Raw genomic sequence first — 13,160 nt, 5'->3', positions numbered from 1 at the left:
TGAGAAAACCGCACATAAAAAAAGCCTCTGCCGGGGTGGGGGAAGGCAGAGGCTTTTATCTAAAAATATATTTTATAATATACAATAGGCAACTGAACGGGAGCCGAAAAACAAATAAGGGCTTGTTCTGTAAGGTGGCCTAAATAATAAGGGGTGGCCTATTAAATAGAAAAACAAGGAAACAGTCTTTCTGCTCCTGTTCAGTTGCAACTCACTTATCCTATGTTTTGACATAATAAGCAAGTCTAAAAAAAGTTAAAACTTTAATTTTTTTAGAATATGGCGGATTTCTAGGGGATTTTGGAGATATTTTTTTTGATTCTTCCAATAGAGAATCGGAAGAATCGGTTTGTTTAACAACTTACAGAGAGATCTTTTGCATCTTTTCCGCATCCTCTATCGCTTGTTGCATTGAGGATTTTTTGAGCGGCAATATATTTGAAAAACGTAAAATGACTTGAAAGAGATGTTCAGAATAGCCAGCTAAATTAAGGACATTGCTGTCATTGGAAACGTGAAATGCAGTGTTGGGGGCTAAATTCCAACAAATTAAACTGGCATTCGGATTATTTTCATGCAGCTTTTGCCAATATTTATACGCTTGTGTTGAACCGCCATGATCCCGCCGGCCTGTTTCAATCCAAGATTCATTATCTGAAATTAAAATAATGACATCCGGCGCAAGATCATGATCAAGCAAATAGCCAAGCGGAGCAGAGCAATCTGTTCCGCCTTTTTTTCGGCTATTGATACGGGTCATATTCGTTAAAACGGAATCTTGAGGATTGAGATCCATTGGGAAAACGTGAGAGGCAAAAGGTAAAATAATCGTATTTTTAGGATTGCCTTTGAGCACCATAGCCGCACTCATAGACGCAATATCGGCACAATGGGCTTTTGATGTCGCTTTGCCGCGATAGCCGCTGACAGGCGCAAACATTGAACTGGAAAGATCAAGACAGACAGCAACCTGATGGCCCTTAAAATCAGGAAGATTCTGCTCTAAGAGCATCTCAAGCGCTTTGTTAAGCGCACTTTTAATATCACGCGGCATGTCAGGCGCTAAATGGGTAAAACTTGCATAAAGCGCTTGAGGATGTAGGTTAGCACTTTTGATACTGTCAGGATTGGTCAGCTTTTTAACAGCAAAATCAATATTTTCCTGACGCTTAAAAACATTTTGGCGCTGAAAAAGATTTAAAGACTGGCGTAACTGATTCCAATTACAATTTTTTAAAATAGCTTCCCATTGTGCCGGATGATAGCCTGACTTGGAAATCAAAAGCGCATGCGGAATTTCAGGAGAAAGATGCGTAATTTCACCTTTTAAAAAGGCCTCCAGCTCTTTAACGAGGGGCGGTAATTTTTCAGGATTATATCCAAGATGTTTGCTGCCAAGCTGACAAATCCAGCCATAGAACGCTTCTCTTTCCGCATTTTCCGGACGAGGATGCACAAGACGTAAAATATCTCTTAGCGTTGGGTTTTTACCCACATAGAGACCGAGAATCTCCGCATCACTCAGCGCATTGATCCAATCACCAATAATGCGAACAAGGGAAGTACCAAAACTGCGTCGACCGATTGCGCCACTGCGAATAATCTGCGTAAAGCAGCGTAACATACGTCCATTGGTAATGATGCGTGGAAAGATTTTTTTGGTAAGTTCAATGTCCCGAAGACTCAATAGCGCAAGCAAATAGGCAGGAACTTCTTTCATGTGTCTTTCTTCATATGTATAAAGCGCCGCTTGGGCGAGATACATATCTGAGACATTTTGACAGAGCTGATGAAGTTTTCGAAGCTGCGAAGAAGCCGAGCGGTAAAATCCTTCGGAAAGAATTCCGCTCATCATATATTGGGCAAGCGCCTGCTCATGTGTCATGCCGTTTTCTGTCATGCCCTTGGCATGAGACGTCAGATTATCTTGCGCCTTGCTTTCTACGTCTTTTTTTGCATTAAATTTAAAAAGTGATTTTAACATATCCCCCCCACAGGATTGCTTAACATTTTTCGTTTTATGATGTGCAAAAAGAGCCGCACAGCATGAAGAAACCGTATCTTATGCTAGGGTGTTAAAAAGTCAAAGAAAAAGAAAGCGCTTATTCAGGAAGAGAGGTTGGATAATGAAAGTGTACTACTTCGGGGTCTTTTTCTAAAAGATAATCATATAAGCCGGCTTCGTTTTGTCGTTGCTCTGTTTCAGTTAATTTAAGAAGACATTTTTTTCCTTCTTCAATCGCTTTATTGATGATTTCCAACGGGATACCAGTCTCGATACAGTCTTTTTGACAGTTGTAATCAAGTTCAAAAATGTTGGGGTCTCTTTCCCGACATAACTCACCGAGAAAATGTTTATTAATCACAATTTCGCATACATAATGATAATAATCATCGGGACGGCAATTATCATCTAATTCAATATCGTAACCGTTAATATTGAGCATTTTACTCATTTTTACTTTTTTTTTATTGCGCTTCTTTGGCAAGATAATTCTTTAAATTATTGTGAAGATTTGTTCTTATGTTTCTTCAAGAAACTCTAACAAATTGACACGGGCATGTTGGATCGCCTGTTCTAAGATGTCTTTAGGAATGGCGACTGCCTCCTCGTAGAGAACCGTTTTGCTTTCTTGATTTTTATTTTCTTTTTCGATGTGACCAATAATTTTTTTATTAATAAGGATTTCTGCGATAAATCTGCTGAAATCTGGGTCTGTTAAAACCACACTTTCAATTTTCCAGTGATACATTATTTTTTCCTAGGTTGTAAAAAGCCAATGATTTTTCCGTCTGTTGAGAATCTTATTCCTCGCCCATTACCATTGTCTTCATAAATATCAATAACTTCTCTTTTCTGTCTTGAATTCCAGCGATAATATATTTTCTTTGTTGGATCATTTAGTATTTTTTTTCCATCAGAAAGACCAATTCTATTAAAATCATTTGAAGAGCCTGTCATATACGGAAAAGATTCGTCTCACTTGGTTGATTGGTTGTTGTGTTTTTGCCGTGCTCTGCCAATTTGTGTTAATTCAGCGTTGTATGGCTCTTCCATTTTTTTATTGTGGAATTCAATATCAAAATGTTTTTTTTCATTCTCTGCCTGTGAACCCCTTTTTGAAGAGATTTCTCCTTCCATTTGTTGGACAGGTTGCTGCACAGAATTTTCAGGTGCGGCATAATGCTGTTCCATTTCCTGCGCTGAATGTCGTGCAGGGATTTTCGGAACTTCCTCCGCCTTTCCAAAACCGGCTTTGACACCGCCATTTTGAATTATTTCATTCTGGCGGTTTTTGAGCGCTTTTGGATCGGCATAGGCGCCGAAAACATGCTCTTGCTCTGCTGGGGTCTGATTTGCAGAAACACCTGCCACCTGCGTGCCGTTTGCTTGTCCCTCTTGCCCTGTTTCCGCATTACGATGACGGGCATCGTTCTGCGCTTCTTTGGCAAGATAATTTTTTAAATTATTGTGAAGATTTGCAAGACCTTCCGCCCCAAAAATCTGTCCGGCCGGACGTCTTTGATAAGGCTGAGGATGCGCAGGATTTATATGGAAAAGGTGTCGTCTTATTTTACAAAGTTAGTCTTTAGCAGTTCCCTCCTCAAGAGAGGTTGGGTAATGAAGTTTTGTTAACTCCGGGTCTTTTTCTAAAAGATCGTCAAATAGTTCCATTTCGTTTTGTTCTTTTTCCCAATCGGCAAGTTCAAGGAGGCATTTTTTTCCTTCTTCGATTGCTTTGTTGATGATTTCCAAGGGGATACCTGCCTCGATGCACTCTTTTTGACAGTTGTAATCAAGCTCAAAAATGTTAGGGTCTCTTTCCCGACATAACTCGCCGAGAAAATGTTTATTAATCACAATTTCGCATACATAATGATAATGATCATCTGGACGATCATTATCATTGAGATAGATTTCATAGCCATCAATATGGATTTTTTTACTCATTTCTATTTCCTTTATTCTGGATTAATAAAATGGATAAATTCGTTTTCTGGGGAAACTCTTATACCATCTATATTTGGGTGTGAGGAGTGGATCATATAGGTTTGTCCATATCTTCCATTTCTCGTTGAATGTTTTTCTATTCTTTTCTCTGGATCGTTTAGGAGGGTGTTGATGTGATTATGTGCAAGTTGATTTATTTGTTCAGGTGAGCCTTTAGGTTTACTAATAGAGGATCCTTTTCGTCCAGCGTGTTTTGTATAGCTTCGTCCTGCAACTGTTCGTTTTTTACCTTTATCGGCGGGATCTATTGCTGTTGCAGATTTCATAATTTTTTCTTCATCAATGACATAATTTTCATTCTCCTTTCCAAGATGATTTTCTTTAGAAAAATGGCTTTCTAAATTATTTGTTGTGCTATTTTCAGAAGCTGGATTATTTCCTTTTGGCGGAAGACTTGGCGCACTCTCACTCAAATAAAGCTTTCGTTGGGTATTTTCTGTCTGTGAAATATTCGCTGAAGGGATTTCTCCTTCCATCTTTTGGCCAGATTGCTGAGCAGAATTTTCAGGTGCGGCATAATGCTGTTCCATTTCCTGCGTTGAATGTCGTGCAGGGATTTTCGGAGCTTCCTCCGCCTTTCCAAAACCGGCTTTGACACCGCCATTTTGAATTATTTCATTCTGGCGGTTTTTGAGCGCTTTTGGATCGGCATAGGCGCCGAAAACATGCTCTTGCTCTGCTGGGGTCTGATTTGCAGAAACACCTGCCACCTGCGTGCCGTTTGCTTGTCCCTCTTGCCCTGTTTCCGCATTACGATGACGGGCATCGTTCTGCGCTTCCTTGGAAAGATAATTTTTTAAATTATTGTGAAGATTTGCAAGACCTTCCGCCCCAAAAATCTGTCCGGCCGGACGTTTTTGATAAGGCTGAGGATGCGCAGGATCTGTGATCGTCGCAGAGGCTGGCGCATCATGGAAAAAGTGCTGAGTGGCAGACAGACAGGCTCTTCTTTGTTCAGGGTCTTTGATTTTATGGACAAGGTTTACTTTGTCTTACGAAGTTAGCTTTTAGCCTTTTCTTCCTCAAGAGAGGTTGGGTAATGAAGTTTGGTTAACTCTGGGTCTTTTTCTAAAAGATCGTCATAGAGATCATCTGCATTCTGTCTTAATTCAGCACCATAGCGCTCTAAAATACATTTTTTCCCCTCTTCAATCGCTTTATTGATGATTTCCAAGGGAATACCTGCATCGATACAGTCTTGTTGACAGTTGTAATCAAGCTCAAAAATGTTAGGGTCTCTTTCCCGACATAGTTCACCAAGAAAATGCTGGTTGATCGAAATTTCACAGACATAATGATAATGATCATCTGGGCGATTATCATTATTAAGAAAGACTTTATAGCCATCAATATTGATTCTTTTACTCATTTTAATAGGGGTTCGTTCTTGTGATTAGCTGCTCGGATATTCTTCTGCATTTCTGAGTTATTACATCCACTGTTTTATGTTTGAAAGAGAGGAATATCTTCAAGTTGTTGAAGAATTTCAGTAGTCAAGCGGCGCATTTCAATCCATTCATCTGCAAGGAGTGCTGCATCTGGGGATTTATAGCTGGTATCTTCTGGAATAACTTCAATTTGACAAAAAAATTTCTTAAAATTCTCCTGAAGTTTTTTGGGAAAAAGGGTAAGATTTTCTCTTACCCATTCTTCCATAAGAAAATCCTCTGGCCAGCAACACATTTCATCTGGAGAGCTTGCAAGCCCCGCTTTCATCAAAAAAGCATTTTTTTGCCAATGAATATCTGAAAATTTTTCAAGTATTTCTTTTATTTGTTTGTTCCAATTAGTCGGTCTTTTTGTCATATTTAAATTCCTTATAAGGTATATGGGCATCTGGAGATCCGCTATGCACTGGATTTCCATTTTTATCTACATATGTTCCTTGTTTACTGTATTTTACATAGGGTTTTTGTCTAAAGGGTAGGGTACAGTTAGGTTCTCCTTCCATAATTCTAACATGATCATGTTCATTTTTGGGATTATAATATCTCATTCCCTTACCTTTTTTTGAAGGTTTTTCTTGCCAGCTGTCAGGAATCCAGTCAGGTCGTTTTGAAACATTAAAATCTTTATTTTGTATTTCATTGTTTTTTAGTGTGATTGAGTTTTTTTTATTTTCCTGAACTGCTTCTGTATTTTCATTTAAATAAAGCGTTCGTTGGGTATTTTCTGTCTGTGAAATATTCGCTGAAGGGATTTCTCCTTCCATCTTTTGGCCAGATTGCTGAGCAGAATTTTCAGGTGCGGCATAATGCTGTTCCATTTCCTGCGTTGAATGTCGTGCAGGGATTTTCGGAGCTTCCTCCGCCTTTCCAAAACCGGCTTTGACACCGCCATTTTGAATTATTTCATTCTGGCGGTTTTTGAGCGCTTTTGGATCGGCATAGGCGCCGAAAACATGCTCTTGCTCTGCTGGGGTTGGACTTACAGAGACACCCATCACCTGCGTGCCGTTTGCTTGTCCCTCTTGCCCTGTTTCCGCATTACGATGACGGGCATCGTTCTGCGCTTCTTTGGCAAGATAATTTTTTAAATTATTGTGAAGATTTGCAAGACCTTCCGCCCCAAAAATCTGTCCGGCCGGACGTTTTTGATAAGGCTGAGGATGCGCTGGATTTGTGATTGTCGCAGAGGCCGGTGCATCATGGAAAAAATGCTGAGCGGCAGAAAGATAAGCCCTTCTTTGCTCAGGGTCTTTGATTTTTTCTAAATCATCGGCAATGTCTTTGACACGGGACATTCTTTCTTCAATTTCAGGACGATCCGCTTCTTTACGTTCAACCTCATTATTATTAACGCCCATCGGAAAGCCGGAGCGTACAAGGAGCTGCTTTCCCTCTCTGGAAGTTTGCAGGATGAGGTTGAGATTTTCCGCTATAGAGGCGCCGTCTTGGGCCGTTTTTCCAAAGGTCGGATTGGCACTGTTCTGTTTGCTGAGGACGAGCATCATATTGCCCTTTTCAGGGTCGTAGAATTTTTTGTCCGCATGTTCAAAAACATATTTGGCGTAATCTTCGGCACTTTTAAAACCAAGGGCCTTAAACTGTTCGCCGTGAGAAGCTTCCATATGCGCAAGACCGAGGCCTTTTTTACGCATTCTGCCATTTTCATTTTCAAAATAGCGCTGAAAACCGGTCGTGGTGAAAACATCCATGCCATTCTCTAATTTTCCGAGAAAGCTGGCTTTGTGCCCATCTTTCATCAGATCAATTGCGGCTTTTTCATCTCCTTTTCCGCCTCTGACAGCGCTGATATTGCCATTAGGATCTTGCGTCATGCGGTTGCGGGGATCAGACCAGATTTCTTTGAGAAAATCTTGCATTTTCTGATGTAAATCAGCCTGTTTTTCTTCAGAGGAAAGATGATCTTTATCCTGAAAATGCGTAAGTTCTTTTGGTGTGAAAAGCGGATCATTGCTTTGAATCCAGCCATTACCCCATTCTCGTAGCCAGTTAGAAATTTTCTCCTTGCCGGGTGCGCCTTTTAAGGTGGCGGCCTTATCTAAGAAATCAGGAAGATCTTTGCCATTTAAACGGGGCTGTTTTTGCAATACGGTCATTAAATGGCTCACCGCTTTTTCATCTGAAAGCGGATCGGCAATTTTGGCACGTTCCTCAGCCAGTTTGTTTTCTAATTCCATCGAACGGCTGGGTCTTGCAGGTGCCGCCTCTGCTGTACCGATCGGATTAAGCGCATGAAGCACTTCTCCAGCGCCAGAGGTGAGATTGCGAAGAATATTCTGCGTAGCATTTGTTGCCGCTCCGATATAACCTTGCCCCTTTTCGGTGAATTCCCCTTTTGGGTTGCGGGGATGCTTTGATTCATCCCATTCCGCATCCTGCGCCGTTTGAGGGGCCGGGGAATTTTGAGGGGCTTCTTTTTCATTTTTATGAGTATCAGGATCAGCAGGTGCCAGAAGTGGCTTGGAAAGATTTATGCTGCCATAAATCGAGCCTTTCTCTCCCTGCTGGCGCTCTCTTGCCTCATTGGGGGTGATAATATTGTTTTTAATATTAAGCGCATCAATATCGGCTTTGCTTTTTTCAAGCGCTGTTTTTTCCTGCGGATCAAGCTGCCAAAGCGGTAAAAATTCAAAGGAAAGCGAAGGGTCGATTTCTCCCCAAAGATTGAGCTGGCACAGCCTGAAAATCTTTTCTAAAATAGGGCGTAAATTGGCCTGCTGGAAACTCTTGATTTCATCATAAAAAACACGGATTTCCCCTTCGGAAGAGGCGTTCAATCCTTTCGGTGTCACCCCAAAGAGTTTGACCAAAGGAATCCCCGGAATAGCGGCTTGCGCTTCTTGGGATTGCGCCTGTAACGCATCCAGTCCACCAAGAGGGGTGGAGATAATTTTAATATCTTCATTCTCTTTATCGGCAATGATAGTGTCTTGTCCTTCAGAGAGAGCCTGCAGTAATTTGGCACGTCCCGTGAGACCGGAGGCATCAATCATGCCGCCGAACATATCCTCATCATTGGCAGACATATTGGCAGACATGTCCGTTTGTAAAACCAGCTTGGAAAAATTAGCGACAATATTGGCAACGGAATTGCGAATGCGCAGGTAATTATGGGCATAGGGCTTTAATTGCTGTGTCAGCGAAAGCCCGCCAAAATTAAAGGCGGGTTTCAATAGATCAGAAACCTCATAAGGCACCATCTGTAATAAGCGGGAATGATGGACTAAAATCCCTTGAACCCACCAATGTTCCGGCCGGTAATAATCAGGACAAAGCGGATTATCCGCACGATAGCTGTTGGGCGTCATCCAAATAGGCTCAATCAAACGCAGTTCTTTTAGACTATCTTTTGCAAGGCCGTTGGCAGTATGCGCTAAGGGAATGGATTGGCCGTCACTGTTAAGCAGGTCGCCTTCAATAGCGATCCAGAGATGTGCGACACCGTAAAGTAAGGATTGCTCTGCCATTTTTTGCAAAAGAGAGCGGACATTGAGGCGGAGAAGTTCTTGCTCCATCTCTTTGACACGGCTTTGTGCATTTCCTCCGGCATCGCTATTCGTTGTTTGAATGGAAATCCATTCCCGAAGCGCTTCTCTTGCAATTACGTGACAAGGCTTGCGAAGCTCAGGACGGTTCGCCATCTCTGCAAGGGTCGGATAGCCCAAGAAAACAAGGCCATCCTCAAAGGCTGATTTGAGAATATTTTGACTGGAAATATTTTCTCCAGCCCAGTCTGCAAAGCCAGGCATTGTGGAAAGTGCACTATCCATGACAATTTTATGACTTGAATGGCTGCTAATTTTTCCACGGACGCCCGGTGGTGCTTTGTAGGGGCTGTAAATTTTAGAAAGATTTTCTTGGGATGATTGCTGCTTTTGGAGTGTGTCTGCTTGCCATTGTGCAAAGCGGACGGAGGGGGCTTCCACTTTTTGAGGATATTTTTCTTTTATCAGAATGTCATGATTATCTTGCGGTTCTGCTTGATATTTTTTAAATATTTTAAAGTAATTTTTTAGAATTTTCATAATAGATTCCAGTTGTTATATATATTGATTAATTTTTAGGATTTATGGTTTAAAAGTATTTGGTAAGTAATATGTATTTTAAAGGTTTTATTTTCAGGTTATTTCCTTTCTTCTGAAAGGTTGGAAAGGTCAAAGCCTCTGATAGATTTCTAAATGGAAGTTTATTTTTATTTAAAAATAATATTTATACTTATATATTTTAAGTATATGATTGAATTTTTACTTAAGATGTAAGTATTTTTATTTTAATATAAATTAATTTTTTATACTTTTGATTAATAATATATATTTTCATTATTTATTATCTTTTATTTATATTTCATTTGTTATTACTTTAAATAATTCAAAGATTTTTTTAAATTTGCAGGATGACTTACTTTCCGTCTATTAAGAAAAGAGCAAATAAATTGAATGGCGATTGCGTATGATTCCCTTGGGAATATACAAGGGAGGCTATAGGGTTTCGGATGCGATAGACGCATCATCTACGTAATTTGGAGGGATATGGACTGGTTATTGGGAGGGGTGGGGCATTTAATGCCGCATATTTTTTCAACAGAATGGATTGACCAGCATACGACATTATTGCTTGCGCATGCGGCAGTCATTCAGATTATTTCTTCGGTTCTTCAGACGGTTTCAGGTTTAGCGACCCTTATTGTTATGGGGGCGATTATGTGGATGCAGGTACGTGCGCAACGGGCTCAAGTATCTCTTTCGGAAAAGACACATTCGGTCACAGAGCAAACTTATCTTGTAGCGCAAATTCAAAAAGATATTGCCCATAGCCAGTATGAGACAGGGATGACACAGATCCGCTGGCGTGTCTGGCGCAATTATGATGATCAGGTTTCACTTGCCTTGAACCAAATTAGGGCACTTTTACAGGGACAGTCACAGGATCGGGATGCCGCACTTGGGATTTATTCACAGTTACATGCTGCAGGTTATCAGCTTGTTTGGACATTTGGTGCGAAAGCTGTCGGTAACGAAGTGAGCGGCATTGATCACTCCTTAGGTCTTTTGGTGCGGGCGATTTGCGCCAAAGGCGTTCCGGAAAATGGGGATCTTTCAACCAATATTTTTCTTTCAGAAGGTTCTCCCGAAACAAAGATTACACAAGATCAAATTGCGTTATGGGAGGAGAATGCCCCGCGTATTACAGTTTTTTTGGATAAGATTGTGCAAAAAATTGGGCCATTTATGCAGATTAAGGACCCTTTTCTGACGCCTGTTGGAAAAGCAGTAGAGCGGGAGGAAAATCTCGTAAAATCTTCTTCTTTTGCTGAAAAACTTTCAAAAAAAGAAGAGGTGTGAAAATGAATTTTAACCTTTTAACGGGGTTTTTCTAATGAGCTGTGGGGCTCTTGGAGGATGCTTATGACTTATTTTTTGAATATTTTTTTGAGAGCTTCAGCGGAGAAGCCCTTTGTTCTTAAAAAAATTAAAATTATAAAAACGCAGAGATCAATGCATTTTTTGTGTGGAATGCTTATTTCTGCTTTTTTCTTTCTCTTTTCACTCGCCTATAAGGAACGTCATGCGTTTTTGCGTTTCTTATCCTATCGGACAGAGCAAGCACGCCGCAAAATAGATCAGGGGGGGAGGCAGGCCACTCTCATTGCGGGGCGTGAATATTGTTGTCAATGTTCATATTTAGAAGCCTTTCTAAAAACCTATCAGCCGGAGATCATGGCAACTTTGATCTATGTCCTTCAAATGTCGGGGATTGCGTTAGAAGATTATTTTGAAGCGCTGGAAATTAAGGAGGATTGGCCAAAATTTCAGCAACTGATGGGAGAGGTCTCCTTGATGGTCATGGAAAAAGCGAGGATTCCAGAGGGAAAGGGGAAAGAACTCGCAATTTTTGAGGTTCAAGAACGCTATATCCCAAAATTAATTACGGCGCTTGAAGCCTTTAAAGCGACTTTTGATTAGGTCGCTTTTTCTTTTGCCGTTTAAGCTTTAGCGAAATTTCGTTTTTCCTAAAAAAAGATGTAAAACTTGATAAAAGGGGTTTTGTTTAAAGATATTTAAGATTTGTTGAGGATGGATGAACGGTTTTTTTACCTTGGAGCAAAGCCTGCCCGTATTGTTCTTGCTGGTATTCGTCGGGATTATCTTGCTTTGGTTGAGCGCACGATCTGTCCGCCTTGTTGCACGGGATATGTATCGTACAGCTCAAATCCATGAGAACATTGCCAGAGAGCAATTTGAAAATGATCTTATTCGCACACGCTGGCAGGTTTGGCGCAATTATACAACGGAAATTATTAGCCTTGCGGCATGGTTTAATGAGGTTCGGGCGGCTTATCTTCGGGATCAAAATCCAGACCTTGTACTGAAATATGACCAAGATGGCGCTGAAATGATCTGGGCTTTTGGTTATGAAGAGATCGGTGTCGAAGTCAGCACGATGAGTGAGATTATTGAAAATCTTGTAACGCAGGTACGCACCCCAATGGGAAGGCTACAAGAGGCGTGGCAGTTGTCAGAGATGGAAAAAGAAGCTTCTATCCGTGAAAGTTGGCAGGAGGTTCAAAAAATTTGGGAAGATACTTCTCCTAGAATTCAGCGAAAATTAAAAGAAATTGAGCTGAAAATTCGTGCGAATATGCCCCTCCATACAGAGCCGCTTCCTCAAAAAGAGCGTGAAAAGCAAAAAAGAAGATGGCAAAAGGCCGAGGAATTTCGTCAAAAACAAGAACGAAGGGGCTGGTTTTCTTTTGGAAAAAAGAAGAAAGAAACACAGCTTATTCGAAAATTGTGAGGAAGGCCAAAAATGTTTAAACCAATGGCTTTGTTAAAACAAGAACGCCTACCGCTTGCCTTGGGCAGTGTTTCATGGCTAAGCCTGACGGGTTTGCTTTTTGAAATGACGCATCTTGCGTGGCTTTTGGCAATAAGCCTGTCCTTTTTTCCAAGTCTTTTCTTGCTTTTTACAGCACGTTTTTTCTTTGTGAAGCCTCGAAAAATAAGGCTTTCCCCAACAGAATTTAAAAGGATTGAAGCGCAGGGAGCCGGAGAGCCTATTGCAGCTTCAAATCCACATTTTGACCGTTTCTTGACAGATTTTGCCCATATCTTGGAGATGCAAAAACAATATTGGGAAACAAAAACAACGGTCTCTCCAGAGCCTGTCTGTGTTAAGGAGCCGAATTATGTTTCTTTTTCAACCGCTCTTAAAGATTATGCCCAACGGGAACGGGCTTTTACCCTTTGGCAAAATTATAAAAAGAGTGTTTTTGACCTTCTCCGGACAAGAGGCCTTACCTCTACGGAAGACGGGCAGGAAAGTTCTGTCGAAAAATTAAATTACACGCTTTCAGAACGGGAGCTGTATCTTTTTTGTCCGAAGGAAACGATCAGAGATGCGATTGAAGAGGTAAAATTCTTTCTTCAAGCACTTAAAAAGCGTGAAAAAGAACTTGAAGAGATTAATGCCTATTTTGATAAGGTGGCGGCAGACGGCATTTGGCTCCCCACGGCTAAAAAAGAAAAAATACAAGAATATCAAAAAAGCCAAGAACTTTGTCAGAAGCAGTTAGAAATAGACAGAGGGGAAATTTTGCGGAATTTAGAGGAGATTTTTACAGCTTTATAAAGGGCGTTTTTTTCTTTATGAGCTGTGTTGGTGGGAGGGAATTTTTCTAAAGA

At 40.8% G+C, this 13,160-nt stretch carries 16 protein-coding genes; 6 read left to right on the top strand and 10 right to left on the bottom strand.

Features of this window, described 5'->3' with window-relative positions:
- Positions 1-361: 361 nt before the first annotated feature.
- From FAI41_04345 to FAI41_04325, 5 genes are all read right to left on the bottom strand, one after another.
- Entirely contained in the window at positions 362-1,984 is a 1,623-nt protein-coding gene (locus tag FAI41_04345) for a hypothetical protein (GenBank protein QCE32880.1), read from the bottom strand.
- Positions 1,985-2,102: 118 nt separating this feature from the next.
- On the bottom strand, positions 2,103-2,489 hold the full coding sequence (locus FAI41_04340) for a hypothetical protein (protein ID QCE32879.1): 387 nt from the start codon (positions 2,487-2,489) through the stop codon (positions 2,103-2,105).
- Between the two features lie 33 nt (positions 2,490-2,522).
- Positions 2,523-2,753 carry a hypothetical protein gene (locus FAI41_04335; protein ID QCE32878.1) on the bottom strand — a complete coding sequence of 77 codons (231 nt, stop codon included), beginning with the start codon at positions 2,751-2,753 and terminating at the stop codon, positions 2,523-2,525.
- On the bottom strand, positions 2,753-2,962 hold the full coding sequence (locus tag FAI41_04330; GenBank protein QCE32877.1) for a hypothetical protein: 210 nt from the start codon (positions 2,960-2,962) through the stop codon (positions 2,753-2,755). The genes FAI41_04335 and FAI41_04330 overlap by 1 nt, the downstream gene beginning before the upstream one ends.
- An 18-nt stretch (positions 2,963-2,980) precedes the next feature.
- Positions 2,981-3,376, bottom strand: coding sequence for a hypothetical protein (locus tag FAI41_04325; GenBank protein QCE32876.1), 396 nt, complete (start codon positions 3,374-3,376; stop codon positions 2,981-2,983).
- On the opposite strand from FAI41_04325, the gene FAI41_04320 reads away from it, so the two are divergent.
- Entirely contained in the window at positions 3,358-3,594 is a 237-nt protein-coding gene (locus FAI41_04320) for a hypothetical protein (protein ID QCE32875.1), read from the top strand. The genes FAI41_04325 and FAI41_04320 overlap by 19 nt on opposite strands.
- On the opposite strand, the gene FAI41_04315 is transcribed toward FAI41_04320, so the two are convergent.
- Positions 3,584-3,952 carry a hypothetical protein gene (locus tag FAI41_04315; GenBank protein QCE32874.1) on the bottom strand — a complete coding sequence of 123 codons (369 nt, stop codon included), beginning with the start codon at positions 3,950-3,952 and terminating at the stop codon, positions 3,584-3,586. The two genes, FAI41_04320 and FAI41_04315, sit on opposite strands and share 11 nt — an antisense overlap.
- An 11-nt stretch (positions 3,953-3,963) precedes the next feature.
- The gene (locus FAI41_04310; GenBank protein ID QCE32873.1) at positions 3,964-4,722 is read right to left on the bottom strand and encodes a hypothetical protein; all 759 of its coding nucleotides are present in this window, start codon (positions 4,720-4,722) and stop codon (positions 3,964-3,966) included.
- Here FAI41_04310 and FAI41_04305 point away from each other — a divergent pair.
- Positions 4,704-4,901: a hypothetical protein gene (locus tag FAI41_04305; protein QCE32872.1), complete on the top strand. Its 198-nt coding sequence runs from the start codon at positions 4,704-4,706 to the stop codon at positions 4,899-4,901. The genes FAI41_04310 and FAI41_04305 overlap by 19 nt on opposite strands.
- A 111-nt stretch (positions 4,902-5,012) precedes the next feature.
- Here the strand turns inward: FAI41_04305 and FAI41_04300 are convergent, their stop codons facing one another.
- The 3 genes from FAI41_04300 to FAI41_04290 form a co-directional block, all read right to left on the bottom strand.
- The gene (locus FAI41_04300) at positions 5,013-5,381 is read right to left on the bottom strand and encodes a hypothetical protein (protein QCE32871.1); all 369 of its coding nucleotides are present in this window, start codon (positions 5,379-5,381) and stop codon (positions 5,013-5,015) included.
- A gap of 74 nt (positions 5,382-5,455) precedes the next feature.
- A complete protein-coding gene (locus FAI41_04295; GenBank protein QCE32870.1) occupies positions 5,456-5,818 on the bottom strand; it encodes a hypothetical protein in 363 nt (120 codons plus the stop codon).
- Positions 5,799-9,503 (bottom strand): DUF1073 domain-containing protein, encoded by a 3,705-nt coding sequence (locus tag FAI41_04290; GenBank protein QCE32869.1) that lies wholly within the window; start codon positions 9,501-9,503, stop codon positions 5,799-5,801. Before FAI41_04290 ends, FAI41_04295 begins: the two co-directional genes overlap by 20 nt.
- A 504-nt stretch (positions 9,504-10,007) precedes the next feature.
- Here FAI41_04290 and FAI41_04285 point away from each other — a divergent pair.
- The 4 genes from FAI41_04285 (at position 10,008) to FAI41_04270 (ending at position 13,107) form a co-directional block, all read left to right on the top strand.
- A complete protein-coding gene (locus FAI41_04285) occupies positions 10,008-10,820 on the top strand; it encodes a hypothetical protein (protein QCE32868.1) in 813 nt (270 codons plus the stop codon).
- Positions 10,821-10,991: 171 nt separating this feature from the next.
- Positions 10,992-11,441 (top strand): hypothetical protein, encoded by a 450-nt coding sequence (locus FAI41_04280; protein ID QCE32867.1) that lies wholly within the window; start codon positions 10,992-10,994, stop codon positions 11,439-11,441.
- 115 nt (positions 11,442-11,556) lie between these two features.
- The gene (locus FAI41_04275; GenBank protein QCE32866.1) at positions 11,557-12,273 is read left to right on the top strand and encodes a hypothetical protein; all 717 of its coding nucleotides are present in this window, start codon (positions 11,557-11,559) and stop codon (positions 12,271-12,273) included.
- 12 nt (positions 12,274-12,285) lie between these two features.
- The gene (locus tag FAI41_04270) at positions 12,286-13,107 is read left to right on the top strand and encodes a hypothetical protein (GenBank protein QCE32865.1); all 822 of its coding nucleotides are present in this window, start codon (positions 12,286-12,288) and stop codon (positions 13,105-13,107) included.
- The last annotated feature ends 53 nt before the right edge of the window (positions 13,108-13,160 follow it).

The sequence above is a fragment of the Acetobacteraceae bacterium genome (genome assembly GCA_004843165.1).
GTDB lineage: Bacteria > Pseudomonadota > Alphaproteobacteria > Acetobacterales > Acetobacteraceae.
The sequence above is the reverse complement of the archived record's forward strand: the minus strand, read 5'-3'. Positions and strand labels throughout refer to the sequence as shown.